At 66.0% G+C, this 25,293-nt stretch carries 25 protein-coding genes; 9 read left to right on the forward strand and 16 right to left on the reverse strand.

The window, feature by feature from the left end:
* Positions 1-9: 9 nt before the first annotated feature.
* Positions 10-501 (reverse strand): flavodoxin family protein, encoded by a 492-nt coding sequence (locus tag GQY20_RS11010; RefSeq protein ID WP_157217119.1) that lies wholly within the window; start codon positions 499-501, stop codon positions 10-12.
* A gap of 226 nt (positions 502-727) precedes the next feature.
* On the opposite strand from GQY20_RS11010, the gene GQY20_RS11015 reads away from it, so the two are divergent.
* Positions 728-1,366 (forward strand): cation transporter, encoded by a 639-nt coding sequence (locus GQY20_RS11015; protein ID WP_157217120.1) that lies wholly within the window; start codon positions 728-730, stop codon positions 1,364-1,366.
* An 11-nt stretch (positions 1,367-1,377) separates the two neighbouring features.
* On the opposite strand, the gene GQY20_RS11020 is transcribed toward GQY20_RS11015, so the two are convergent.
* From GQY20_RS11020 to GQY20_RS11040, 5 genes are all read right to left on the reverse strand, one after another.
* Positions 1,378-2,643 (reverse strand): DUF763 domain-containing protein, encoded by a 1,266-nt coding sequence (locus GQY20_RS11020; protein ID WP_157217121.1) that lies wholly within the window; start codon positions 2,641-2,643, stop codon positions 1,378-1,380.
* A gap of 65 nt (positions 2,644-2,708) precedes the next feature.
* Positions 2,709-3,272 carry a DUF4337 domain-containing protein gene (locus tag GQY20_RS11025; protein WP_157217122.1) on the reverse strand — a complete coding sequence of 188 codons (564 nt, stop codon included), beginning with the start codon at positions 3,270-3,272 and terminating at the stop codon, positions 2,709-2,711.
* 123 nt (positions 3,273-3,395) lie between these two features.
* The gene (locus GQY20_RS11030; RefSeq protein ID WP_157217123.1) at positions 3,396-3,821 is read right to left on the reverse strand and encodes a GFA family protein; all 426 of its coding nucleotides are present in this window, start codon (positions 3,819-3,821) and stop codon (positions 3,396-3,398) included.
* A 98-nt stretch (positions 3,822-3,919) separates the two neighbouring features.
* The gene (locus tag GQY20_RS11035; protein ID WP_157217124.1) at positions 3,920-4,924 is read right to left on the reverse strand and encodes an LLM class flavin-dependent oxidoreductase; all 1,005 of its coding nucleotides are present in this window, start codon (positions 4,922-4,924) and stop codon (positions 3,920-3,922) included.
* A gap of 118 nt (positions 4,925-5,042) precedes the next feature.
* Positions 5,043-5,345: a polyhydroxyalkanoic acid system family protein gene (locus GQY20_RS11040; RefSeq protein ID WP_157217125.1), complete on the reverse strand. Its 303-nt coding sequence runs from the start codon at positions 5,343-5,345 to the stop codon at positions 5,043-5,045.
* A gap of 126 nt (positions 5,346-5,471) precedes the next feature.
* On the opposite strand from GQY20_RS11040, the gene GQY20_RS11045 reads away from it, so the two are divergent.
* The 4 genes from GQY20_RS11045 to glpK all read left to right on the forward strand — a co-directional run bounded on the left by GQY20_RS11045 (position 5,472) and on the right by glpK (position 10,460).
* A complete protein-coding gene (locus tag GQY20_RS11045) occupies positions 5,472-5,627 on the forward strand; it encodes a DUF3309 family protein (RefSeq protein ID WP_157217126.1) in 156 nt (51 codons plus the stop codon).
* A gap of 112 nt (positions 5,628-5,739) precedes the next feature.
* Entirely contained in the window at positions 5,740-7,521 is a 1,782-nt protein-coding gene (locus GQY20_RS11050; protein WP_332836090.1) for an AsmA family protein, read from the forward strand.
* Positions 7,522-7,563: 42 nt separating this feature from the next.
* Positions 7,564-9,006, forward strand: a complete 1,443-nt coding sequence (gene glpD, locus GQY20_RS11055) for a glycerol-3-phosphate dehydrogenase (protein ID WP_157217128.1) — start codon at positions 7,564-7,566, stop codon at positions 9,004-9,006.
* The gene (glpK, locus tag GQY20_RS11060; protein ID WP_157217129.1) at positions 9,003-10,460 is read left to right on the forward strand and encodes a glycerol kinase GlpK; all 1,458 of its coding nucleotides are present in this window, start codon (positions 9,003-9,005) and stop codon (positions 10,458-10,460) included. Before glpD ends, glpK begins: the two co-directional genes overlap by 4 nt.
* A gap of 157 nt (positions 10,461-10,617) precedes the next feature.
* On the opposite strand, the gene GQY20_RS11065 is transcribed toward glpK, so the two are convergent.
* The 3 genes from GQY20_RS11065 to GQY20_RS11075 form a co-directional block, all read right to left on the reverse strand.
* Positions 10,618-11,244 (reverse strand): murein L,D-transpeptidase catalytic domain family protein, encoded by a 627-nt coding sequence (locus tag GQY20_RS11065; RefSeq protein WP_332836087.1) that lies wholly within the window; start codon positions 11,242-11,244, stop codon positions 10,618-10,620.
* A gap of 71 nt (positions 11,245-11,315) precedes the next feature.
* Positions 11,316-12,182 (reverse strand): SDR family NAD(P)-dependent oxidoreductase, encoded by an 867-nt coding sequence (locus GQY20_RS11070; RefSeq protein ID WP_157217130.1) that lies wholly within the window; start codon positions 12,180-12,182, stop codon positions 11,316-11,318.
* Positions 12,179-13,027, reverse strand: coding sequence for an SDR family NAD(P)-dependent oxidoreductase (locus GQY20_RS11075; protein ID WP_157217131.1), 849 nt, complete (start codon positions 13,025-13,027; stop codon positions 12,179-12,181). The genes GQY20_RS11070 and GQY20_RS11075 overlap by 4 nt, the downstream gene beginning before the upstream one ends.
* A gap of 188 nt (positions 13,028-13,215) precedes the next feature.
* Between GQY20_RS11075 and GQY20_RS11080 the strand changes: the two genes are divergently transcribed.
* Both GQY20_RS11080 and GQY20_RS11085 read left to right on the forward strand, forming a co-directional pair.
* A complete protein-coding gene (locus tag GQY20_RS11080; RefSeq protein ID WP_157217132.1) occupies positions 13,216-13,641 on the forward strand; it encodes a MarR family winged helix-turn-helix transcriptional regulator in 426 nt (141 codons plus the stop codon).
* Positions 13,638-15,128, forward strand: a complete 1,491-nt coding sequence (locus tag GQY20_RS11085) for a DHA2 family efflux MFS transporter permease subunit (RefSeq protein WP_198350910.1) — start codon at positions 13,638-13,640, stop codon at positions 15,126-15,128. Before GQY20_RS11080 ends, GQY20_RS11085 begins: the two co-directional genes overlap by 4 nt.
* A gap of 217 nt (positions 15,129-15,345) precedes the next feature.
* Here the strand turns inward: GQY20_RS11085 and GQY20_RS11090 are convergent, their stop codons facing one another.
* Positions 15,346-16,194 carry a helix-turn-helix transcriptional regulator gene (locus tag GQY20_RS11090; RefSeq protein WP_157217133.1) on the reverse strand — a complete coding sequence of 283 codons (849 nt, stop codon included), beginning with the start codon at positions 16,192-16,194 and terminating at the stop codon, positions 15,346-15,348.
* 188 nt (positions 16,195-16,382) lie between these two features.
* Between GQY20_RS11090 and GQY20_RS11095 the strand changes: the two genes are divergently transcribed.
* Positions 16,383-17,174 (forward strand): SDR family NAD(P)-dependent oxidoreductase, encoded by a 792-nt coding sequence (locus GQY20_RS11095; protein WP_157217134.1) that lies wholly within the window; start codon positions 16,383-16,385, stop codon positions 17,172-17,174.
* 122 nt (positions 17,175-17,296) lie between these two features.
* Positions 17,297-18,502 carry an MFS transporter gene (locus tag GQY20_RS11100; RefSeq protein ID WP_157217135.1) on the forward strand — a complete coding sequence of 402 codons (1,206 nt, stop codon included), beginning with the start codon at positions 17,297-17,299 and terminating at the stop codon, positions 18,500-18,502.
* A 3-nt stretch (positions 18,503-18,505) separates the two neighbouring features.
* On the opposite strand, the gene GQY20_RS11105 is transcribed toward GQY20_RS11100, so the two are convergent.
* The 6 genes from GQY20_RS11105 to GQY20_RS11130 form a co-directional block, all read right to left on the reverse strand.
* Positions 18,506-18,766, reverse strand: a complete 261-nt coding sequence (locus tag GQY20_RS11105; protein ID WP_157217136.1) for a hypothetical protein — start codon at positions 18,764-18,766, stop codon at positions 18,506-18,508.
* 188 nt (positions 18,767-18,954) lie between these two features.
* Positions 18,955-19,878: a DUF808 domain-containing protein gene (locus GQY20_RS11110; RefSeq protein ID WP_157217137.1), complete on the reverse strand. Its 924-nt coding sequence runs from the start codon at positions 19,876-19,878 to the stop codon at positions 18,955-18,957.
* An 86-nt stretch (positions 19,879-19,964) separates the two neighbouring features.
* The gene (locus GQY20_RS11115; protein WP_157217138.1) at positions 19,965-21,770 is read right to left on the reverse strand and encodes a diguanylate cyclase; all 1,806 of its coding nucleotides are present in this window, start codon (positions 21,768-21,770) and stop codon (positions 19,965-19,967) included.
* A gap of 84 nt (positions 21,771-21,854) precedes the next feature.
* On the reverse strand, positions 21,855-22,871 hold the full coding sequence (gene rtcA, locus GQY20_RS11120; RefSeq protein ID WP_157217139.1) for an RNA 3'-terminal phosphate cyclase: 1,017 nt from the start codon (positions 22,869-22,871) through the stop codon (positions 21,855-21,857).
* Positions 22,868-23,665 carry a nucleotidyltransferase domain-containing protein gene (locus GQY20_RS11125; RefSeq protein WP_157217140.1) on the reverse strand — a complete coding sequence of 266 codons (798 nt, stop codon included), beginning with the start codon at positions 23,663-23,665 and terminating at the stop codon, positions 22,868-22,870. Before GQY20_RS11125 ends, rtcA begins: the two co-directional genes overlap by 4 nt.
* A 99-nt stretch (positions 23,666-23,764) precedes the next feature.
* On the reverse strand, positions 23,765-24,991 hold the full coding sequence (locus GQY20_RS11130) for an RtcB family protein (protein WP_157217343.1): 1,227 nt from the start codon (positions 24,989-24,991) through the stop codon (positions 23,765-23,767).
* Positions 24,992-25,293: the final 302 nt, after the last annotated feature.

Consider the following 25,293-nt stretch of genomic DNA (forward strand, 5'->3'; position numbering starts at 1 on the left):
CGATCCTCGTCAGAATATTCCCATCGCCAATCCCGTCGCGATCGAAAGGCCGAGTTCACGGCATTTCGCCAATCCGTCCGGCGGGATGATCTTCGGCGCCATGATGGCTTCGGCCGTCTGGGCACGAGTGCGGACAATGACCGGGTCGGCCACCGGCCGCAGCCGCCAGCCCGTCGCGATGCGCGCAATCTGGCGCACCGCATTCTCGCCATCGCTCCCGGCGCAGACCAGTGTGCCATAGGGGCGGCCCGCGACCCGATCGAGCACCGGATAATAGCTGCGATCGAAGAAGTCCTTCATCATACCAGCCATAGCCGCCAGATTTTCCGGGGTCGCGAAGATATAGCCCCTCGCCGCCAGCACATCCTCCGGCCCGGCCCGGGCGGCGGCCAGCAGGCGAACGGCGATGCCTACCTCCTCCCGCGCCCCCGCGGCGGCGGCCTCGGCCATCTGGCGCGTTCCGCCGGTCAGCGAATGAAACACGATCAACAATTCGCTCATTCGCTGTCCTTCAGTACGCCTGCGCCGACGCTTTGGCACGAAAGCAGCGGACGCGACATGCTCAGTGCGCGGTTTCGACGTACCGATGCCGCGCCGTCCGCGCTGCGGATCAGCCCGATATCGGTAAACGGTCCATGCTCAATCGAAGGAGCGTGCGCATTCGGTATAGGAAAATCGCAGCAATGCAGTGCATAAGGGCCGCAGGCTTTATCGACAGGACGAAGACATGGCCGGATGCTGCCATGATCATGGATGTTCCTCCACGCCGGATAGCAACACTCCCCGTTGGCGCCGGGCTCTCTGGATCGCGCTGTCCGTAAACGCGGCGATGTTCCTCGCCGAGATTGTGGCCGGCGTCGCGGCGGGATCGGCATCGCTCCAGGCGGACGCGCTCGATTTCCTGGGAGATTCGGCAAATTACGCGATCAGCCTCGGCGTCGCGGGCATGACTCTGGCCTGGCGGGCGCGCGCCGCGCTGCTCAAGGGCTGGTCGTTGGCGCTGCTCGGTGCCGGCGTGGTTTTGTCGACAGTCGCCTATGCGCTGAGCGGCGGGGTGCCGAAGGCGGAGACGATGGGCGTCATCGGCATCATGGCGCTGGTCGCCAATGCCGGCGTCGCCGTGATGCTGTACAGCTTCCGCACGGGCGATGCGAACATGCGCTCCGTATGGATCTGCTCACGCAACGATGCGATCGGCAATCTCGCCGTGCTCGCTGCGGCCGCGGGCGTGTTCGGCACCGGAACCGCCTGGCCCGACCTGATCGTTGCCACCATCATGGCCATGCTCGGCCTCAGCGGCGGCTGGCAGATCATTCGCCATGCCCGTTCGGAACTCCGCCATACCGAGCGGGTGTCGGTGGCCTAGCCTTCTCGCCGTCACGAAGATCGGCGGTCATCCTCCCTCGCCGGAGGTTCCCAGCCGAATACCGATCGGCCGCCATAGTCGAAGGAACGCCGGCGTTCCTCGGCGATGAACGCCGGCAACGACGGGCCGGTCGCATCCCGCTCCAACCGCCGTGCCTGCGCATCGAGCCGGCGGATGGCATCTAGCTTCTCCTCCTGGCCCAGCTTTGCGCTCGACACCGCCTGTTTCAGTACGGTGATGGTTTCGTCGAAGACCTTGGTGGGCACCGGATAAGGATGCCTGTCCTTGCCGCCATGGGCGAGCGAGAAGCGTGCCGGATCGGCGAAACGGCATGGCGCGCCATGAATCACCTCGGCCACCATCGCCAGCGAACGCACCGTGCGCGCTCCGATGCCCGGCACCAGCAGCAGCTCCGGAAAATCCTTCGGGCCCTGCTCTGCGGCCGCGGCGAGCGTGCCATGAAGGCGGCGCAGGATCACGTCGCTCTCGCGCACGTCGTGATGGCCGGGCAGGAACAGGTGCGGCAGCATCGGCGCGGCGTCCGGGGGCAGTGCGGGCGCCTTGTTGCCCCGCTCGATCGCCGCAGCCTCGCGCGCCAGCCGGTCCGGGCCCCAGTCCGCCAGCAGATCGAGCTGCGCTTGCCGGGAGGAAGCGGCGCGCCGGTCGGCCAGATTGACGATCCGGCCCTCCGTCCGCCCCTCGATGGCGGTGTGCGGCGTGTCGACGAAGCTTTCGAGTCCCTCGGACAACCAGTGATAGCGCCGTGCGCGTCGGCTCTCGTCGTTCATCCCCTGCTGCACGACGGTCCAATGGCCGTCATCCGTGACGATGAAGCCGTGGAGATACAGATCGAACCCGTCCTGCAGCGCCGCGCTGTCCACCTTGGCGACCAGCCGGCTGGTGCGCGCGAGAGCATCGCCGTCGATGCCGCTGCGCTCGCCCGCCGCAATCAGCTCCGCCGGCGTCTGCCGCGATGTCTTGCCGCGGCCGCCGCAGACATGGACACCGAGCTCGCCGGCCATCGGATTGAGGCCCCGCTTCAGCGCGCCGAGCACGCTTGTCGTGATCCCCGAGGAATGCCAGTCCATGCCCATCACGGCGCCGAACGACTGGAACCAGAAGGGCTGCGCCAGCCGCCGCAGCAACTCGTCCCGCCCATAATGATGGACGATCGCCTGCGCCATCACCGCGCCGAGCCGGGCCATGCGCTGCGCCAGCCATGCCGGCACGCGACCGCCATGCAGCGGCAGATCGGCGCTTCCCGAACGCTGGACCACGACACCTCCCTGGAACGAAATATGAACATCCTAGAGGATCGAGCGCGCCGATGCAAAGCCGGCGGCTAGCCCAGGAAGTTGCTCAGAATGTCGGGATGGAAGGCTAGGCCGGCAAAGCCGCACACCCCCATGAAGATGCCGAACGCGCCGAACAGCCAGGCACCGGACAGCAATCCGAGACTTTCCACCAGCGCCGCCACCGCGGCCATGGATATGGCGGTGGAGATCAGAGCATCGCTGGCATCGAACTGATCGTCGTGCACGTTGAGCGCGTCATACTGATCGGCATAGCCTTTCGCGTCCGCAGCCAGTTTCGGCGTTTCCTTCCGATATTTGGCGATTTCTTCGTCTATCGTCCGCAGTGCGGCGTTCGCAGCCTCGCTGGGCTTGTCCGCACCGATCACCTGGATCTGGGTACGGGCCGTCTCGGCGATGTGTAATTTCGTGCGCGTCGCCTGATATTCTCCCCAGCGATCGACCGAATCCGCCTTTGCCTGCTGCATCGCCTGGACGATATTCTCGTCCTTGATGTTGCAGAGGCCCGTGAAGACCGAGAGGATGACGACCGTGATCGCCACGGCCTTGTTGAGCCGCTTGTTCTTCGCTTCCGCGCTGACTTCGATTTCCATGAATGCCGGGCTTCCTCACCCCGGACGCCACGCGGCCCGCGCTCGCCGCCTGCCGTCAACGGTTCGCCGCCGCGGATGCACCTTTCGTCATGAACGGCGGCGGAACGGCTGCCTACAGGCAGTTCATCCGGCGTCGGGCGGCATCCGTTCGAAGATCGTGAAATGCGTCGGTATCGCCGCCCAATCGGGCCGGCCTTGCGTGAAGATCGCGGCATTGGGCCGAAATTGCGAGGGATCGTCCAGAGAGCCCGCGTAGATGGTGAACTCCTCGCTCTTGCCGCGCTCGCCGCCGAAGACGAGGCCGCCGCATGTCGGGCAGCTGTTGCGCAGCGCGATGTTGCCATTGGCGGCCGGCGAGCCGTAGCTCAGCGCATCACCGGTGATCGTCACCGCCTGCGCCGCGAAGCCCATATAGGGCACGAAGCCCGATCCCGATGCCTTGCGGCAATCCGCGCAATAGCAATGGCCCTGATAAAGCGGCTCGGCCTCCGCCTCCCATCGCAATGCCCCGCACAGACATCCGCCGCTGTAGCGTTTGGCCTCGCCCATCCTGCAGCTCCTTCTCCCGAGCGTCGATTGTCCGAAAAGGACGGAGCCGGAGCAAGCCCGGCCTTGCTCGTCCCGCGCTCGAACCCGCCAGGATCCGCTCAGCCGTCGCGCACCAGCGGCAGAGCGTGCCGCTCGAAGGCTTCGAGCTGCTCCCAGGCGATTTCGGCGGGCAGGCCGCTGATCAACGGATGGATGGCCAGTTCGTCCTCGGGGCCGAGGCCGCGGACATAAGACGCCGTCTCTTCCGGGGTCAGGATCGGATAGGCGTTCATCGCCCGGATCGCCGTCAAGTCGACCGCCATCGGCGGCTTGGCCGATCCTTCTTCCGCATCCATCACATCGCCCATCAGCTGCCGCGCCGATGCGCCGAACTTCGAATAGGCATCCAGCTCCGCCGCGATCCACGGCCCCATTCGCTTCCATTCGCGATCGGGATCTTCGGAAACCACCAGGAAGCCCTGGCCGATATTCGGCGCCGGCCCGGGATCGGTGCCGAGCGCCCGCTTGCGCGCACGGAATATGTCCCACAACGCGGTGTCGTTGGAATAGAAGCGTTCGGCCAGCTCCGCCGCGCGGCGTGCGCCGGCCGGAGAAGATCCGCCCATCCAGATCGGCATCGCATCGCCCTGGATCGGCCGCGGCATCACCCGCGCGGGCCGGCCGCGATGCAAAAAAGGCTTTCCGGTCCATGCCTTGCGTAGCGCAGCGACGCCTTCCGTCATGAGCGCCGGCCGATCGCCGAGCGCGACGCCGAACATCGCGAACTCGTGCGGCGCATAGCCCGCTGCCAGGATGGGAATCACACGCCCGTCGCTGATCACGTCCAGCACCGCGAGATCCTCGGCCAGCCGCACCGGATCGTACAGCGGCAGCACCAGTACGAAGCGCAGCTTCATCCGCTTGGTGCGTGCCGCAAGCGCGCCGCCGAAGACCAGCGGCGAGGGCACATAGCCGTCGTCGCTGCCATGATGCTCGGCAAGCTGAACTCCATCGAAGCCGCGATCCTCGGCCCAGGCCGCCATGTCCAGAGCCGTGCGGTAGAGTTCCGCGTTGCGTTCCTGCGCGACGTTGCGGAGATCGAAACGCATGATCAGGCGCGGCATGGACCGTTCTTCCTCCCTTTGCTGGCCACCGAGACCTAGCATCGGAGGAACGGCAAATCCGTCCCGCGCGGTGACTGAAAGCGACCCGCTTTTTGTCCGATCCGGACCTCGCCGCGGGCTATTTGAGCAGCTTGGGGCCTTCCTCGCGCAGCTTCTGGCGGATTTTGCCCGCGAACAGAGCCAGCGCCGGCGGCAGATCGAGGACCATGTGAACCTTGTCCTCCATCACTTCCACGCGACTCGCCACGCGCTGGCCTAGCGCCTCGACGGTAAAGGCGAGCGCGTCCCCCTGCCACTGATGTTCGGTGATAGCGCTTCCGGGGAGGATCGACGCGAATTTACCGAGCCCGCTCTCGATCTTCGCGCGCGCCGCATCCCGGCCCATGCTGTGCGGAATGTCGACGGTAATGGGCTGGCTCATATCGGTCCTTCTTGTCTGCTGCGGCCCTGAACGCGTGACGCTCCGGCCGCGTTGCATTCCTCATGCCTTGGGAACCGGCGCAAATGCAAAGACGTTTCGTTGCTGCAAGAGACTCAGGAGAACCTCATGTTGGGCACGATCTTAATCATCATATTGATTTTGATGCTGGTGGGCGCGCTGCCCAACTGGGGATACAGCCGCAGCTGGGGTTATGGCCCCTCGGGCGGTCTTGGGCTGATCGTCATCATTCTGATCATCCTGGTTCTGCTCGGCAGGATATGACCCGGCCGGTCTCATCGCGCGCCCGTGGCTGACGTTCGCAGCGCGCGGTGAGACCGGCCACGCCCGCCGGCTCGTCCTTTGGGCGGCGGGCACGATCGGCGCCGTTGCGCTGATCGCTATGCTCATCCTGGCCGCATTTCCCGTTGCATGGTTCAAGCCGCAGATCGAACGCTGGATCCAGCGGCGCTACGAGGCCCCTGCCACGATCGTGCGCATAAATCGGCTCGATCGCTTCTCGCTCCATCCCGTCATCGAAATCCAGGGCCTCGCCATCGGCCAGCCGGCCTGGGCCGGCACTGGCCAATTTGTCACGCTGAGATCCGCACGCATGCGGCTTGCGCTGCTGCCGTTGCTGCAGGGTCGCTTCCATACCCAAATGCTCATTCTGGATGGGCTGTCGCTGGACATGATCCGCAGAGCGGATGGCCGGAAGAACTGGACTCGCGGTGGCACCGGCGCCTCTGCGGGCGCCTTCTCGCTGGAGGGGGTGACCGTCGCCAATTCCCGTGTTCGCTATCGCGACGCGAAACAGGCACGGAGTTTCGATGCGATCCTCACAGCCGATCCCACCCACGGTGTCCGGCTGCTCGGGACCGGCAAAATCCGTGGATCCGCCGTCCATCTCGCCGCGGACGGCGGAGGCACCAAGAGCGATGGGCGTCCCTGGCCGTTCCATATTCGCATCGAAGGAAAAGACCTGGATTTCAACGCCAGTGGAACGATGGCCCGCCCGCTCGACATGGCGCAGATGACCGCCGATATGACGGCGCGGGGCAGCGACCTCAAGATGCTCGACGCACTGATCGAGGCGGGACTGTTCGGTACGCAACCGATCGACTTGAAAGCCCATGTCCGCCACGATGCGCCGAACTGGATGGTCACGGGCCTCGCCGGAACGATCGGGGGCTCGCACATTGCTGGTGCGGTCACCGTGCGCCGTCAGGATGGTCGCACGCGTCTCGACGGCGAAGTGAACGGCGGCCCCTTTTCCTTCGACGATCTCGCCTCCGATGCGGGTATCGCGCAGGCCAGGGCGATTGAGCGGCAAATCGGCAAACGCATTCTGCCCGGCACTCGCATCGCGCTCGACAAGCTCGGCCACACCGACGGCACCATCCGTTTCCGCCTGCGCGGTCTCACCGGCAGTGCAAATCCACCCTTCACGTCGGCGACGGGCACGCTGACCCTCGATCACAGCCTGATCACCTTGAAACCGATCCGCTTCGGGCTCAGCCGGGGCACTGTCGAAGGCACCGTCACTGTCGATCAGCGCAGTCGCACGATCCCGCTGATGACCGTCGATCTCACCCTCGGTGGCGCGACGCTCGACGCGCTCGCTGGCCGTACCCCCGTCCATAGCGGCCTGCGTGGCCGGATACGTCTCGTCGGCAGCGGCCGCACGATACGTGATGCCGTCGGCCGATCGAACGGCACCATCGCCATTGCTGCCCAAGAGGGCATGCTGCCTGCGAGACTCGCCTCGCTGCTGGGCTTCGACGTTGGCAGAGGCATCACAACCGACGCCGACAAACAGTCCCGGCTCAACTGCGCCGTCTTCCGCCTGGGCGTGCGAAGCGGCGTCGGCACGGCCGATCCGCTCGTCGTCGATACCAGCCGGGGGCAAACCCGCGGCGAGGGTACGGTCAGCCTCGCCACCGAGAAGATCGCAATCCGCCTTTCCGGTGCACCTAAGCAGGACAGCCTGCTTCGTTTCCCGGGCAACGCCACGCTCGGCGGCACTCTGAGTGACCCGCATCTCGACGTGCCGCAGAAGGGCAAATCCGCCGGCGCACTGCTCAAAATGCTCGGGCGTGCCATCACCGGCCGGCAGGGGCCGCTGGCGCCCGAGGTGAATTGCCCGGCGCTCATCGCCCGCGCGCTTGCCTCGCGTTGAACGACTGGACGTCTCCCCTTTGCGTCCGGCAAGTTGCTTTCCATGGAGAGGTTCGATTTGCTCGTCGTCGGCGGCGGCATCAACGGCGCAGCGATCGCACGGGCGGCGGCACTGGGCGGCCATCGCGTGCTGCTCGTGGAGCAGGGCGATCTCGGCCATGCGACCTCTTCCGCGTCCACCAAGCTGATTCATGGCGGGCTGCGCTATCTGGAGCAGTTCGAATTCAAGCTCGTGCGTGAATCGCTGAAGGAGCGCGCGGTGATGCTGCGCATCGCTCCCCACCTCGTGAGCCCGCTGGAATTTCTGATCCCCTATGACGCGACGCTGCGGCCCTGGCCGATGCTGCGCGCGGGCTTGCTGCTCTATGACCTTCTCGCGGTCGGGGGCGCGCTTCCCCGGTCCCGTGCCGTCCGAGCGGATGCCGGCGGGGGACGCTCGGTCCGCGCTCTGTCCTACTGGGACGCTCGGGTCGACGACGCCCGGCTGGTGGTGCTCAACGCGCTCGACGCCGCGGAGCATGGCGGCGCCGTCCGGACGCGCACCCGCCTGACGCGCGCGAGGCGGGACAGCGCCGGCTGGGTTGCACAATTGGCCGATTGCTCCGGCGGCGCGAGCGAAGTGGTGGCCGCCGCGATCGTCAACGCCGCAGGACCATGGGTGAGCGAAACGCTGAACGATGTGTTCGGCGCTGCCGGTCGCTCCAGCCTGCGCCTCGTCCGGGGCAGCCACATCGTCCTTCCTCGGCTCTATCCCGACGAACGGGCCCGCCTGCTGCAGCAGAAGGATGGGCGCATCGTCTTCCTGATCCCGTATCAGGATGATTTCACCCTCGTCGGGACGACGGACATCCCGGCGGTGGAACCGGGCGACAGCGAACCGACGCCTGCCGAAATCGCCTATCTGCTGGGCGCCGCCAACGCCTATCTCGGCAGCCACTATGGCGAGATAAGCATCGTCTGGCGCTTCGGCGGGGTTCGCGCGCTTTATGACGACGGATCCGCGAATCCCAGCAAGGTCACCCGTGACTATCATCTGGAGTTGTCCGGGGATCCGCCTCTTCTCTCCGTCTTCGGTGGCAAGGTGACGACTGCACGCCATCTGGCGGACGAGGTGCTGGACCGGCTCGGCCTCGCACCCGGCGACACTGCCGCCCATCCCTTGCCGGGCGGTGAGTGCGGACCGGCCGTCGCCTTCGCCGCCGCCTGCGAAACGCGATGGCCTTTCCTGCCGGCGGGGACGGTCAGGCGGATGGCCCACGCTTATGGCTCACGCACCTCCACCTTGCTCGGCGATGCCGTCACGATCGGCGATCTCGGCCACGATTTCGGCCACGGCCTGTTCGAGCGTGAAGTAACCTATCTCCATCGCGTCGAATGGGCGCGGAACGCGGAAGATATTCTCTGGCGGCGCACCAAGCTCGGCCTGCGCTTCACCGCAGAGGAAGCCGCGCGTCTCGACGGCCATCTGAGGGAGCTCGAAGCATGAGCATCGTTGCGATCGATCAGGGCACCACGTCGACCCGCGCCCTGCGTGTCGATCGGGTTGGCCAGGTGCAGGCGATCGCGTCACGTGAACTCCAGCAGCATTATCCCGAGCCCGGCTGGGTGGAGCATGATCCGGAGCATATCTGGCGCGACACGCTCGCTGTGCTGCGCGAGGTGATCGACGATGGCGTCGAAGCCATCGGCATCACCAATCAGCGCGAGACGATCCTGCTCTGGGATCGTGCTACCGGCACGCCGCTCCACCGCGCGATCGTCTGGCAGGATCGCCGTACCGCGGATTATTGCGCGGGCCTCGCCGCCGACGGACTCGAGCCGATGATCCAGACGAAGACCGGTCTGCTTGCCGACGCCTATTTTTCGGGAACGAAGCTGCGCTGGATGCTCGATCGCATTCCTGGTGCCCGTGCCCGCGCGGAACGCGGCGAGTTGGCGGCCGGCACGGTGGACTGCTTCCTGCTCTGGCGCCTTACCGGCGGCCGCGTCCATGCCACCGATACGACCAACGCGGCCCGCACGATGCTCTACGACATCTCCGCGCATCGCTGGGACCAGGATCTGCTTGCGCTCCTCGATATTCCCGCGGCGCTGCTGCCGGCTGTGCACGACAATGTCCACCTGTTCGGCGAGACCGATCCGGCCGTGCTCGGCCATGTGCTGCCGATCGCCGGCATGGCGGGCGATCAGCATGCGGCGATGGTCGGCCAGGGCTGCTTCGCGCCGGGCATGATCAAGTCCACTTACGGAACCGGTTGCTTCCTGCTCGCCCATGTCGGCGAAACCCCGCGCTTCTCCACCCACAGGCTGCTGACCACGCCTGCCTATCGCATCGGCGGGAAGACCGCCTATGCGCTGGAAGGGTCGATCTTCGTCGCGGGCGCGGCGGTCAAATGGCTGCGCGACGGACTCGGCATCCTCGATGACGTGCAGCGCAGTGCCGAGATCGCCGCGACACTGCCCTACGACCATGGCGTCCATTTCGTCCCAGCCTTTGGCGGCCTTGGCGCGCCCTATTGGATCCCGGAGGCACGCGGCATGATCATAGGCATCGGCCCGCGCACCGGCCCGGCCCATTTCATCCGCGCCGCGCTGGAAGCCGCCGCCTTCCAGACTGCCGACCTCATCGATACCATCATCCAGGACACCGGCCTGGAGCCTCGCCTGCTGCGCATCGACGGCGGCATGGCGCGCAACGACTGGCTGGCGCAGTTCCTTGCCGACCTGCTCCAGCTCGGCATCGAGCGGCCCGTCAATCATGAGGCGACCGCCCTCGGCGCGGCGTGCCTGGCGGGATTGGGGATCGGCTTCTGGTCCGGCCTTTCGGATCTGCCTGTCGGCACCAATGCTAACAGAAAGGATTTCGCACCCGCCGCCCTTCCAGATCGACGGGGCCTGCGCGCTGCGTGGGCGAGTGCAGTTGCCGCGGCGTCGCGATAAGTCGCTGTCATGGCGATCCCGTGACTGTGAGAGTCGGACCGCGCGGCCTATCGCGATCAATTACATCCGCGAATTATGGACGTTCCCGCGGCCGAGGATTGGAGAGAAAAGAATCTGCTGATCGGCCGCTGCCTGCGCTGTCGTGTCGATGCGAAACTCAAGCGGGATCGTCCGCACGCCCGGCAAAGATCATTCGTCCCCGACGCAGACGCGCGAGCACCTGGGCGATATCCTGCTCGCCGAAGGCGAAGCAGCCGTCGCTGCGGCCGAGCTTGCCCTGCTGCTCTGCGACCGCAGCATCCGCATACCAGGCGGAGTGGATCACGATCGCACGATCCTCGGCATGGGCATTGCTGGGATCGAGCCCGACAAGGCGGCGCGAAAGACCATGGATGCCGACATATTCGGGACCGGTGAGATAGGCACCGGACGAACTCGCGGCCGATCCGGGCACGTCGGAGAAGCTTTGCAGCAAGCCGGTATGATCGGGATCGGATCCTCTGCCATGCGTGACGCGCAGGCTGGTCGTTGTGCCGGCGAGGATGTCGACGATGTGGAAGCGCGGTTCGGCGGAAGGAAGCCCGAAATCGACGATCGCGATGACGTCGCGCGACCAGATCAGGCGGTTGTGCCGCGCCAGGGCATCGAGCGCGCGTCGCACGAGCGTACGGTTCACTGCCGGCGACGCGGCGGCGGCGAGGCCGGCCTGGACATGGGCGAGGGCAGGGCGGGCCAGGGCGATTGCCGCAGCGCCGGCGGCGATCGCTTCGCGGCGGGTTGGCAAGGGGCGCTGTATGCTCACTCCGCCAAGATTAGAGCGATTATCCAGCGGAAGGAAATATTTGCCTGCAATGGTCAGGACGGCGGACGGAGCGGACTTTGCTCGCTTATCAGGGTCGTGGCGTCGCCGATCACGGTCTGGCCGTCGAGAGCGTGGAGCGGCGCCTGATGAAGCTGCAGGATCTCGCGGCTGTTGAGCACGAGGCCGGTGGTGCCGCGCGTGACGAGCAGCAACGCCGCCTCGGCCAGTAATTCCAGCGTCTCCACCATCGCGGAATTGGTCGCGAGCATCTGGCGGGCCAGCTGATCGGCGCCGCCGGTCCAGGCGACGGCATAAGGCTTGGTGGCGTTGACGGTGATGCCCGTGCCGTGCAGCTCGGCTGCGAGGCCCCGGGTATAGCGGTCGAGCGCGAGCTTGGACGCGCCGTAGAGAGAAAGCGCGTGGATGAACTTGGCTGGGCCGAGATAGGGGAGGTTGGGTGGCTTCACCGACTCGCTGGTGATGTTGATGATACGGCCCCAGCCTCGCGCCCGCATTGCGGGGAGCGCCTGCTGGACGAGATCGACCGGTGCCTGGAAATTAATCTCGAAAATGGCGTGGCGGGCAGGCAGGTCGATCTTGCTGGGAGGTGCGAAGACGTTCTTCGCCGCATTGTTCACCAATATGTCTACCGGCCCGAAGAAATGGGCGGCGCGATCGATCAGATCGGCGCGCGCATCGCCGTCGGCGAGATCCGCCTCGATGCATTCGGCACGCGCTCCCGCCTGTCGGATCAGGGTGCGACTGCGTTCCAGCCCTTCGCGCGAAGCGGGGCCCGAGGCATGGAGCACGAGATCGGCGCCATGGGCGGCGAGGCGTCGAGCTATGGCGCGGCCGATGCCGTCGCGATTGGCGCCGGTGACGAGAGCGACATGGCCGGCAAGAGAAGGAGAGGCGGTCATGGTCGACCCAGCTCCGGGATGCTGTTGAAGTCACCGATCGCGTCCACGCCGTCGAGCGCATGGAGCGGCTGCTGGAAACTGTGAAGAAGACTGCGGCTGCTCGCTGTCATACCGGTCAACGGTCCGCAGATGAGGAGCAGCGCCGCCTCCGCCATCATCTCGACACTCTCGGCCATTTCGGGATGGGCGCGCAAAGCCGTTCGCGCGACTTCCGAATTTTCCTCCGTGACGCAAACCTTGTGCGGATAGAGGCCGTTTACCGCGATCCCGCTCCCCTGAAGCTCGGCGGCGAGGCCCTGCGTATAGCGTGCCAGGGCGGATTTGGAGGCGCCGTAGATCACGGTGCCGTGTACATGGTCCGCTGGCCCTCCATAGGGAATGGGGGGCTGATGCATACTGTCGCTCAGGAGATTGAGGATCCGGCCCCAACCACGTTCGCGCATCGCCGGCAATGCCTGCTGGGCGAGATCGACGGGGGCATGGAGATTGAGTTCGAACATGGCACGGCGATCGGCGAGGGTCATTGCCGATGGCGGCTTGCGCGGATTGCCGGCTGCGTTGTTGATGAGGATGTCGATCGGGCCGAACGCCGCCGCCGCACGGGCGATCAGGTCGCCGCGCGCCACGGGATCGGCGAGGTCGCATTCGACGATGGCGAGCGGATGGCCGGCGCGAGCGAACAGGTCGATCGTCTCCTCGAGCCGGTCCTCGCCACGATGGAGCATGCCGATCACGATCGATGCGCCATGGGCCGCCAGACGCCGGGCGATGGCGCGGCCGATGCCGCGGCGGCCGCCGGTGACGAAGGCGGTACGCCCTGACAGGTCGGGACGGGCAAGCGGCATGGACTGCTGAGGCTCCTCTCTCGGCCGGTATCGCTCCGACTCCCGACAGGCTGTGACGACGGACGGCCTCCCGTCGAGAGCATAATGTGACAGCGTTTATGATCGTCTTCGCTCTTGTAGTTAGGTAGCCTAACTAATATATCGCCGGCATGATGATTCAATCCGAGGGCAGGTGTCCCTCCCGTGACGTGGCGGGACTCGCCGATCAGCTTCGGCCGGTGATGCTCAAGCTCAGCCGCCATCTTCGGCGCGAGGCGCTGAAGGTCGGCATCTCGGATCTCGACGCGCAGCTCCTCGGTATCATCAAGCGCAAGCCGGGCCTCGGCATCTCGGAGCTGGCCGATATCGAGCATATGAGCCGTCCGACGATGAGCGCCCATGTCAAACGGCTCGAGGAAGCGGGTTGGCTGATGCGCGAGGCGGAAGATCCGGACGGGGACCGCCGGCGTGTGCGCCTCGTGCTCAGTCCGGAGGGGAAGCGTGCGCTGGAGGCGATCCGCCGCACACGCAACGATTGGCTCGAGGCACGGCTCGGCCAGCTCAGCGCCGAGGAGTTTGCCGCGCTCGATGCCGCGCTCGGTTCGCTCGTCCGGCTGGTGGAGGTGAGGGGGTGAGCCTGGAACACGGATCGCCGGCCACGGATGCGATGATGGAGCCGGTTTCCGGCGAAGCTGTGGCCGAGGCGGTGCTCGCCCCGCCGACAGTGGCTGCCGCAGAAGGACGCAGCAGCCCCGTGCTGCCGATGATCATCGGCGCCGCGCTGTTCATGCAGACGCTGGATTCTACCGTGATCTCGAACGCGCTGCCCACCATGGCGCGATCCCTGGGCGAGGATGCGGTGACGCTCAATCTCGCAATCACGGCCTATCTACTTGCCGCCGCGGTGTTCCTGCCGATTTCGGCCTGGGTCGCCGATCGCTTCGGGGCCAAGACCGTATTCCGCGTTTCGATCGTCGCTTTCGCGTTGAGCTCTCTGCTCTGCGGCCTTTCGCAAAGCCTCGCCGCGCTGGTTGCCGCGCGCATGCTGCAGGGCATTGCCGGGGCGATGATGCTCCCGGTGGGGCGCCTCGTATTGCTGCGCAGCGTTCCGAAATCGGAGCTGGTGCGCGCCATGTCCTATTTGACCATGCCGGCTCTGCTCGGCCCGATACTGGGGCCGCCGATCGGAGGCTTCATCGTCACTTACTGGTCCTGGCGCTGGATCTTCTTCATCAACGTGCCGATGGGCATCATCGGCGTGGTGCTCGCGACACTGTTCATTCCGGACGTGCGTGAGGAGGTGAAGGAGAAGCTGGATGTCCGCGGCTTCATCCTCACCGGCTGCGGCCTCGCCGGGCTGGTCTACGGATTCGACAATCTCGGCCGCAGCGCACTGCCGGCCGCCGCGATCGTCGGGATGCTTTTGGGCGGTCTGATCTGCGCATGGCTCTACGTGCCGCATGCCCGGCGCACGCCGCATGCGATTCTCGATCTGTCGCTGCTGCGGCTGCGGAGCTTTCGCGCATCGACCGTGGGCGGCATGTTCTCTCGGCTGGTGATCGGCGCGAGCCCGTTCCTGCTGGCGCTGCTGCTGCAGCTCGGTTTCGGCCTCAGCGCCTTCCAGGCAGGCATGCTCACCTTCGCCGGAGCGGTCGGCGCGCTGCTGATGAAGACGACGGCTTTGCCGATCATCCGGCGCTTCGGCTTTCGTTCGGTGCTGATCGTCAATGCCTTGGCGGTGGCGATGACCTCCGGCTGCTATGCGCTGTTCCGGGTCTCGACGCCGCACTGGCTGCTGCTTGTAACGCTGCTGATCGGCGGTTTCTTCCGCTCGCTTCAATTCACCGCGCTCAATGCGCTGGGCTATGCCGACGTGCCGGCCGAATCGATGAGCCGGGCGTCGAGCCTGTCGAGCATGTTCCAGCAACTTGCGCAGAGCTTCGGCGTCGGCTTGGCCGCCGTGCTCATCCATTATACGGTGGCCTGGCATGGCAGTCACACGCTGCGCGCCGCCGATATAGCGCCTGCCTTCGCGATCGTCGCCCTCGTGTCGCTCTTTTCCTTGTTCTTCTTCGTTCCGCTGCCTCGCGATGCGGGAGCGGAAGTTTCCGGAAAACGCTGAGCAATGTTCGAGCAGCTGCCACAGCGGAAATCAGCGCCGATACGGTGATTTACGGTGAACTTGGCGTCGAAACGGACGCAGCCGCTTCCCTTGTCGCGCGTGCTGATGCATCGGGTGGTCGCTCTCGCGCGGTAATGCGCAGCGGGAGGGACCGGCGGGCATGACAGGGGGCCCGCCGGTCTTTCTTTCGGCAAGCCGTTGATCGCGCCGCGCAGAGTCAGCCCGGCCGTTCCGTCGTCGCGCGCCGATAGTGCGACGGCGGAACGTCGAACTCACGCTGGAAGGCGGCGCTGAAATTGCCCACATGGGCAAAGCCGAGGCGGAAGCTGATCTCCTTGAGCGGCAGGTCCGTCGAGCGCAGCAGGCACGCCGCCTTCTCGAACTGGATGGTGGCGATACGGCTGCTCAGCGTGCGCCCGGTCGCCTGGCGGAAGCGATCGCGCAGCGCGCGGCTGGAGAAGCTGAACAGACCTGCGACGTCGGCGATGCGCGGGTAGCGTTCCCAGATGCCGTGGAGATGTGCATCGATCCGCTGCAGCTCTGTCTCGGTCAGGCCGTAGCAATCGTCGCTTGCCGGGGCTTCGGCGAGATGGCGGACGACATGCATGATCATCGCGTCGACCGTCCGGTCGATGAAGGCACGGCTCATCAGTCCGGGTGTCAGCGCCTCCTGGCGCAGGGCGCGCAACCCCTCGCCGACCAGCCGGCTGCGCACGTCCAGTCCGCGGCGGAGCATGGCAGGCGACCAGTTGCGGATCGCATCGCCGGCAACCGCCTCGAAGCGACTGGGTTCCAGAACGCACAGCGTGACGCGGGTGGAGGATTTCGGCACGGTGACTTCGAGGTCGATATCAGGCGGTCGCAGCACCAGTTCGCCGAGCGCGGTGAACTGCTCGGCGCCGGGCTTGCCGGGATAGCGTCCCTCGAAGCGCGTGCGCCGGACGTTGAGGCCGATCGTATAGCGGCTCTGGCGCAGCAGCTCGCGCATCGGCCGCGGATTATTGTAGGATCGAAGCTCGATGCCGATCCCCGGCACGTTCATGCTCTGCGTCAGCGTATAGCCCAAGACCGTTCCTCCCGTCGACTACGCTAGCGCGGCGGGATGGCCCGGCCAAGCCGTCGGTCGGCTTGGTCGAAATCGCGCGCACGCCCTTCGGCATGCATCTTCGCACGTCCGCATATGCCGCCACCGCTCGCCGGGGCGGGCATCCCGGGTCCAACAGGTCGGCGTCGGATCGGAAGGAGGAGGATGCGATGGGAAAGCTCGACGGAAAGACGGCACTGGTGATCGGCGCGAACGGCATGATCGCCGAAGCGGCCGCGACGCTGCTCGCGCGAGACGGCGCCACCGTGGTGGCGATGGCGCGCCGGCAGGAGGCGGTGGATGCGGTGAAGGCCAATATCGAAGCCGCCGTGCCCGGTGCGCGGATCGTCGGCCATGCCGGCGACACGGCCAGCGAGGAGGGCGTGAAGGCGGGCGTTCAGGTGGCGCATGACGTCGCTGGCCGGCTCGACATCGTGATCGCGACCATCGGCGGCGGTGGCATGTCCAAGCTGCTCGACTATGACCTCGATAGTTTCCGGCGCGATTTCGAGATCAACCTCTATCCGGACTTTCTCGCCGTCCGCTATGCTGCGCCGCTGATGAAGGCTCATGGCGGTTCGATCGTCTGCGTATCGTCAACGGCCGCGATTCTCGCCTTCGACATGCTCACCGCCTATTGCGCGGGCAAGGCGGCGCTGGACCAGTTCGTGCGCGTCGCAGCCGAGGAGCTCGGCGAATATGGCATTCGCGTCAACGCGGTGCGCCCCGGGCTGACGCTGTCCGCCTCGACTAGGCCGATGGTCGACTTCGATGCGATGCATCAGCGCTTCCTGGAGCAGATCCCGCTCGGCCATAGCGGCGAGCCAATGGATCAGGCCGAGGCGATCCGCTTCCTCGCCGGGCCGGAATCCAAATGGCTCACGGGACAGAGCATCGCGGTGGATGGCGGCAACGAGCTGCGCCGCGCGCCGAATGTCGCCGATCTGGTCCGCGGCGCCTGAACCGATGCTAGCGGGCCGCTTTCGCCTTTCGGGCCAAGAAGGGTCTGCTCGGAAGCCGGGCGGCTATCGGCACGGCATCGGCGAATGCGATGGGCGGTCGGGGGAAGGAAGGGGGAGGGGGCATGGCATCGAGCGGAGTGGAGGTGCGGCAGGCGCCTGCCACGGACGTAACGCGGACGGGACTTGCGACCGGAGCCGCGCTGGTGCTGCCGGCGGCGCTTTCCGGCCTTGCGCAGACCGGGCTGGCGCCCGTTCTGCCGAGGATCGAACAGGCCTTTGCCGGCGAGCCTTTCGCGGCGACCCTCACCCGTTTCCTGGCGACCGCGATCGGGCTCAGCATGGTGTTCGGTGCGCCGCTCGCTGGCCGGCTCGGCAGCCATGTGGGGCGGCGGCCTGTGCTGATCGCGGCGACGTTGCTGTTCGGCATTGCCGGATCGGCCGGCCTGCTGCTCGGCAGCCTGCCCGCCCTGGCCGTCAGCCGCATCGCGCTCGGCCTCGCCATGGCGACGATCGGCACGATGATCACGACCATCATCACGCTCCATTTCCAGGATCCGATGCGCCATCGCTGGCTCGGCTATTACAGCCTGACCGGCACGATCGCGGTAATGATCATCATCCCCTTGTCGGGCTGGCTCGGCGCGATCAACTGGCGCGCGCCCTTCGCGATGCACCTCATCGCCTTTCCGCTCGCTGTGCTGTTCTTCCTGGCGCTCCCACGCGATGCCGAGACCGCGAGGCGGCATGTCGCCGGGGTCGGTTCAGTGAACGGCAGCCGGGTTCCGCTCGGGCTCATCCTCTTTGCCACGAGTTGCGGCTGTTTGACCGGGGGCGGACCGCTGTTCCTGCCTTTCCGCGCCGCCGAGACCGGCGTGCACGATCCGCGCACCATCGCGCTCCTGCTGTTGCCGCAGGTGGCGGGTGCGGCCGTCACGGCCTTCTGCTTCGGCCGGATCCGCCAGCATCTGTCCCAGCGCGCGACTTTCCTGTTCGCCTTCGCGACGATCGCAAGCGCCTTCCTCGTGGTTGGGACAGTGCCTCTGTTCGGCGTGCTCATGCTGGGAACGGCGATCTCGGGCTTCGGAACGGGCGTCATCACGCCGAACCTGTTCGCGATGGCAGCCAATTTCGGCCGTGATGCCGATCGGGCGCGGACCGTGGGCGTGATTTACGGGGCCTTTTTTGCCGGCCCTTTCGCCGCACAGCTGATATTGGAACCGCTCGTGCAACGTGTCGGCGCTTCGGCGGGGCTCATTGGGCTGGCCGCGATCGCAGGGCTGCTTGGCTGCGCGCAGAGCTTTGGCAAACCGGCGCTGCGCAGTGATTGAGGCTCAGGCCGTCCCGCCCTCCTCCTCGCCAAAGCGGCTATGGCTACCCGTTCCTCCCGCATTGTCCTTGCTGCCCTGGCTGCTCAGTACGGCTGCCTGATCGGGAAAGGTGAAGCCGAAACGCTCCTCGATCATACCGAGCGCGTGAAACAGCATCGCGGCTATGTCATGCTGGCCCTGCTCTTCGAGCAGCGTCTGGGCTTCCAGCAAAGCGTCGTGGGCTCGCTTCGCCTGCATCATCTGTCGGGGCGGAGCAACCGCCATGCGCACTTCCTTCTCGTGCGTCCATTGATGGAAAGCGGGCCCCGTGGAGCGACCGGCCAGACCAGGACAGTGGTTTGGCCGGCGGTGCTCCCCGCATCGCGACTATGAGCAGGACGCGATCAATCTCAAGTGACAAAATGCCAATTTGTACTATTCTGGAGCAGAATTGAGCTTGGTGCGCGATTTGCTCAGCGATGCACCGCGTGCAAGGCGGCGGCGATGATGCCGCCGACGCCCAGGCCGACGATCCCCGAGCAGAGCGCCGTGACCAGCCAAGCCACGGTTCCGGAGGCGAAGGAAACGGCATGGCCCGCGGCTTCGGCAGCATGATGCACCACTTCCGCCGGCATCGCTAAACCCAACACTTCGGCGCCGTGCAGAAGGATGCCGCCGCCGACCCACAGCATTGCCGCCGTACCGATCTTGGCGAGCGCGCTCATGACGATCGGCATCGCTTTTACGAGGCCTCTGCCGATCGCCTGCATCGCCGGGCGTTTCCCTTTGGCGAGATGCAGGCCGATATCGTCCATCTTCACGATCAGGCCGACGACGCCGTAGACGCCGGCGGTGATGGCGATGGCGACTATGACGAGCACGATCGCCCGCGTGAGGAAGACGGTATCCGCCACGCTTGAAAGTGCGATCGCCATGATCTCGGCCGAAAGGATCAGGTCGGTGCGGATCGCGCCGCTGACCTTGGCGTCTTCCAGCGCCCCGGCGTCCCCGGTCGCAGGGGAATCGTCTTCATGGCTTTTTCCGCTGAACGCCTCGATCAGCTTCTCCGCGCCTTCGAAGCAGAGAAAGGCGCCACCCAGCATCAGCAGCGGTGTGATCGCCCAGGGCAGGAAGGCGCTGAGCAGAAGTGCCGCAGGAAGCAGGATCAGGAGCTTGTTGCGGAGCGATCCGGCCGCGATCTTGGCGATGATCGGCAGTTCGCGCTCAGGGCTGAGCCCCGCGACATAGCGCGGCGTGACTGCCGCATCGTCCACGACGACGCCGACGGCCTTGCTGCTCGCCTTGCCGGCAGCCGCGCCGACGTCATCGAGCGAGGCTGCGGCGAGCTTGGTGATGCTGGCAATGTCATCGAGTAGGGCGACGAGTCCGGAGGCCATGTGGGTCCTGGGGCGGTTGCGGAAGATCTTCCGTAGGGGCGGCGCGGTTCGCGCTCAAGGAGAAGTGTCGCTCGGATCGCGGCTCGTCAGGCAGCCGCCGAGCCATCCTGTCCCGGAACTCCCAGCATGGACGCGCGCACCGTGCGATCGCGCCCTTTGCGCTTGCCGTCGATCAGGGCGGCGTCGGCGCGGGGCAGGAGGCTGGTCACTGGGCCATGATCCGGCGCATCGGCCACGCCGATGCTCACGGAAATGCTGCCGAGTATTTCGCCGCGATGGGCAAGCGAGGCGGTCCCGATCCGCTCCCGCAACTGCTCGGCTCTTTCGAACGCCGCCATTTCGCTTTCGCCGGGCAGCAATACGGTGAATTCCTCGCCGCCGAACCGGTAGACGCTTCCGCTTTCGCCGATCTCCTCCACGATGCTCCGGGCGACATGGATCATCACCGCGTCTCCGGCATCATGGCCATATTCGTCGTTGAAGCGCTTGAAATGATCGATGTCGATCATCAGGCAGGCCAGCCTTGTCGCGGGCTCGCGCGCATGGCGGTTCAACGCTTCGTCCAGGCAGCGGCGGTTGAGCAGGCCGGTCAGCGGATCGCGCACCGCAAGGCTGGTCAGCCGGTCCCGCAGGCGCAGATTGGCAAGAGCGAGCCCGATATTTTCTGCGATCATTTCGAGATAGAGCCGCGAAGCTTCGCCGAATAGTGCCGCATCCGGCTTTTCCTCGAAGTGGAGGAGGCCGATCGTATCTCCCTGCGCGGTGAGCGGGGCGCACAGGCTTGGTGCCGCATCGTCGCTGATATGCGGGCAGGCGATATCGGTCTCGTCGCGGTTGCTGACGTGCGGACGGCCCCGGCGCAACCCCCAGCAGGCGCCGACCGGGAATGAAAGCGGTGCCGGGCCCGGCTCGAGCCAGCTTCCGGCAAGCGTCAGGGAAGCGCCATGATCGGCGACGACGTAGAGATGGCCGGCCATGCCCGGAAAGATCTGCGGCGCGAAGCAGGTGACCACTTCCGCCAGCTCGTCCTGGTTGGCGCAGGCCTGCAGCCGGTGCATCATCTGCAGGATCCGGTCCTTGACACGCTGGTCGGCCGCGCGCTCCTGATCGAGGCGATCCCGCTCGATGCTGTTGCTGCGGAAGATATGGATCGCCTGTGTCATGTCGCCGATCTCATCGCGGCGCGCGTCCAGGGGCACGTCCACGTCATAATCCTGTCTGGCGAGGCGGTTGACAATGCCGGTCATCCGGATGAGCGGCAATGCGACGCGGCGGCGCAGGACGAAATAGAGCACGGCCAGGAACAGGAGCGCCGTGAGTGCCAGCATGGTATGCGCGATGCCCGCCAGCCAATCGGCGCGCCGCTGCGCATCGTTCAGCACCGCGTCGCTCCGTTCTGCGACCAGATCCGCAAAGCGATCGACCGGGCCGAGGATCGCTGCCTGCGCGCTCTCATGCTCAGGCCCGAACATCGCCTGCTGGGCGGCAGCCTGGTCGCCGCGTTCCATCGCCGCGACGGCAGCAAGCTCGATCCGATCGAGCGCGTCGAGATGCGCTTCGGCTTCGTCCAGCGCGGCAGCCTCCTTCGGCGTCAGCATTTTCGTTCGCAGCGTCCGGAAGGCTTGTTCGCGGCTGTGTTCGACCCGCTCTTCGCTGCGGAAGGCCGCAAGATGACGTGCCGCGCCACGCATCACATAGAGCCGGGCTTCGTCTGTCCGCATCTCCGCGCCGATCTGAAGCTGTTCGATCAGATCGTCGAGCAGGCGATGCTGCTCGACGGCGGCGCGCTCCTGCTTCGCCGCGTCGGCTGCCAGGATGAAGCTCGTCCCGGATATGCCGGTGAGCAGAAGGGTGATGCCATAGGCCAAGTTGGTGATCGTGCTGATCCGCATCACGTCATCCTAGGAGCGGTCGATTGAAACGGGGTTAAGCCTTTGCCCACGTCAACCGAAGCCCATCCGGCCGGCACTTCTGTGTCAGGTCGTACATTCCACCATATGCGTTCCATCCTCGATCGGCCGGAAGACGAAGCGGCGGCCGGTGAACAGGGCGATGATGTCGGCCGCGGTGCGGGCATGCTGGCTCGGCTTCACGGTGGTGAAGCGGCCACCGCCCGCGAGCGCGAACGGCAGGAGCAGCTGGTCGGCCAGATAGGGGCCGGCAAAGGCCGCCGAAGCCAGGAAGCCGGCCATGCGCTGCGCCGCCGTCTTGGCCAGCGATTCCGCTGAGACGCCGAGCTTGCCGAAGCCGGTAACGATCTCCGTGCCATGCTCGAAAGCCGCTTCGAGAAGCAGCGCGTTGCCCGGGCCGCGATCGGCCGGAAGCTCGCGCGCGGCGAAGGCTTCCTCCGGCCAATCGAGGAACTTGCGGGCTGTCTTCAATTCTCTCTCGGCGATCTCCAAGGGGAGTCCGGCAAACAGCGCGCTGGCCGAAACGGACAGGAGTGCGCCGCGATCGATGCACTCGATCGGCCGGAGCGGGGCCGGCATGATCTCCACTTCGATGCGGCCGCCGCCGCGGGGATAGAAGCCGTGGCGCACGAGGCGGGCCTCCACGCGCGGCCCCATCCGGTTGACGAGCGGCAGGAACGCTTTCGCGATGAAGTCGAACGGCGGCGCCAGCATATTGTGCGTGCCGCCTTCCAGCACGATGCGCGACGGCGCATCCGCCAGAATCAGCGGCGGCAGGATCGTCTGCAGCACGAGATTGGTGCTGCCCGCGGTGCCGACCGCGAAGCGATGCTCGCCCGGCCGGACCGAACCCGGCCGGAACAGGATCTCGGACGAGCCGACGGTGACGCCTTCGCACTCCGCCCCGCCGATCGCGCACGCGGCCTCGATCGCGGTGACATGCTGGCGCATCAGCCCCGGCTTCTCGCGCTTGCCGCGCACATTGGCGATGCGGAAGGGCTGTCCGGTGACGAGCGACAGCGCGCACGCGTTGCGCACGACCTGTCCGCCTCCTTCGCCTTCCGATCCGTCGATGATGATCATGTGTTTACCAGTCTCAGAAAAAGGTCGTTTGCTTGCGCGGCAGGACGATCGCTGGATTGTCCTATCGGCAGTTCGTCCGCCCGCGCCAGTTCGTCGAGAACGAGTTCGTCAAGCACGGGCAGCCGAGTTGTGTTCGAAAGCTCGTTGCTCGACCGTTTGGCATCGACGAGCGCCTCGATCGCCGATGCGATCTCGCCACTGAGATAGCTCGCCGAAACGAGTTGCTGCAGGTTCATCGGCGGCCGGGCCATTGGATCGAACCGCAGGCTACGGATCGCCAGTGCGGGGCGAAGCGCGTAGAAATAACGCTTCACCGGCACTGGCGAGCCATCCTCCGGCCAGCGTTCGACGGCATTCCGGCCCAATCGCGCATAATGATGCGCGATCGCCCGCGGATTGTGGATTTCGTCCGCGAGCACGGTCAGCGCCGTGACGATCGGATCGTCCTCGCGATAGCGGATCGGAGATCCGATCCACTCGCCGACGATCGCGTTCGACTTAAGCAAAAGGCCGAGCGCCTTGCGGACGTCCCAGCCGTTGAGGTCGATCTCGTCCTCGATCGGCATCTCGATGACATCGCGGCCCGGTTCGAGCGAAAGATACCAGTCGCGTGGCCGTACATAGAGAAAACGGACGTCATAGTCGCTGTCGGGCGATGGAAAGCCCCATGCCCGCGAACCCGATTCCACCGCCATCAGGATGCGTATGCCGTGCTTCGCCTCGATAGTGGCAAGGCGTGCTTCGATCTCCCGCTGCACGGCGGGATCGATGGTGTGTTGAAGATTCGTAGTCATGACCTGTTTCCGTTGTGATTATGTGCGTCGGGGATGTGATCCCACGGCCGCTTGCGCCGCCGATGAGCGGGGCGGCATCGCCCCGCGATGCCACCCCGTTCAGCCCTTCACGCACACCACTTGCTTCAGCGTGTGGACGATCTCGACGAGGTCGGCCTGCGCGGCCATCACCGCCTCGATCGGCTTATAGGCTCTGGGCGTCTCGTCGATGACGCCCGCATCCTTGCGGCATTCCACGCCTGCGGTGTCGGCGATATGCTCGTCGAGCGTCACCTGCCGCTTGGCCTCGTTGCGCGACATCACGCGCCCCGCGCCATGGCTGCAGCTGTCGAACGCCTCGGCATTGCCGAGCCCACGCACGATGAAGCTCTTCGCCCCCATCGAGCCCGGAATGATGCCCATCACGCCCCGTGCCGCGCGCACCGCGCCCTTGCGGGTGACGAGCACATTCTCGCCGAAGTGGTTCTCGCGCGTCACATAATTGTGATGGCAGTTCACCGCCTCCAGCTCCGCATCGAACGGCTTGGCGATCTCGCGACGCAAGGCACGGATGACGTTGGTCATCATCATCCGCCGGTTCAACGCCGCATAGTCCTGCGCCCAGCCGACCGCCTCGACATAGTCGTCGAAATGATCGGTCCCTTCCGGGAAATAGGCGAGGTCGTCATCCGGCAGGTTGATGAACCATTTGCGCATGTCCTGTTTCGCCAACTCGATGAAGAAGCTGCCGATCGCATTGCCGACGCCGCGCGAGCCCGAATGGAGCATCACCCAGACACGCGCCTCCTCGTCGAGGCAAAGCTCGATGAAGTGGTTGCCCGTGCCGAGCGTGCCGAGATGCACGAGGTTGTTCGTGTTCTTCAGCCGCGGATGCTTGTCGGTAATGCGCTGGAACCGCTCGGCGAGCGTCGCCCATGCCTCGACGATCGCCGGCGGCGGATCGCCCCAGGAGCCGGTGTCGCGCTTGCCGCGGCCGACGGTGCGGCCATGCGGCACCGCCTGCTCGATCGCCGCGCGGATGCCCTCTAGCGTATCCGGAAGATCGTTCGCGGTGAGCGAGGTGCGCGCCGCCATCATGCCGCAGCCGATGTCGACGCCCACCGCCGCCGGGATCACCGCGCCCTTGGTCGGGATCACCGAGCCGACGGTCGCGCCGATCCCGACATGCACGTCCGGCATCGCCGCGACATGCTTGAACACGAAAGGCATCTTCGCCGCGCGGGCGAGCTGGCCGCGCGCCTTGTCGTCGACCGGCACGCCGCGCGTCCACATCTTCACCGGCACGCCGCCCTCGACATGCTGCACATCATAAGTCGTCTCGGTCATCATGACCTCCTTTGATTTCCATCGTACCGGCGACGAGGGTGTGGCGAGACGTTCCTGATGCTCTATCCACCGAGCTACGGGCCGAAGCCCGGCCGGAGTCGAACCGGCGACCGTCAGATTACCGATGTAGTCCCGCCAGCATTCGCCGGTTTTTGTCATTCCATATCACCCCCCCTGAGGGGGGCTGCCGCGGATGCGAAAAGATCTTTGTTGGCCATCGTCCAACTCCTTCGTGATCGGGGCGGCCGGCCCATTCCGGCCGCCCCTCGGCTCCGCTTGTCCGGTTGGGCGGAAAATCGCCG

It is taken from the genome of Flavisphingomonas formosensis, assembly GCF_009755815.1.
Taxonomy (GTDB): Bacteria; Pseudomonadota; Alphaproteobacteria; order Sphingomonadales; family Sphingomonadaceae; genus Flavisphingomonas; species Flavisphingomonas formosensis.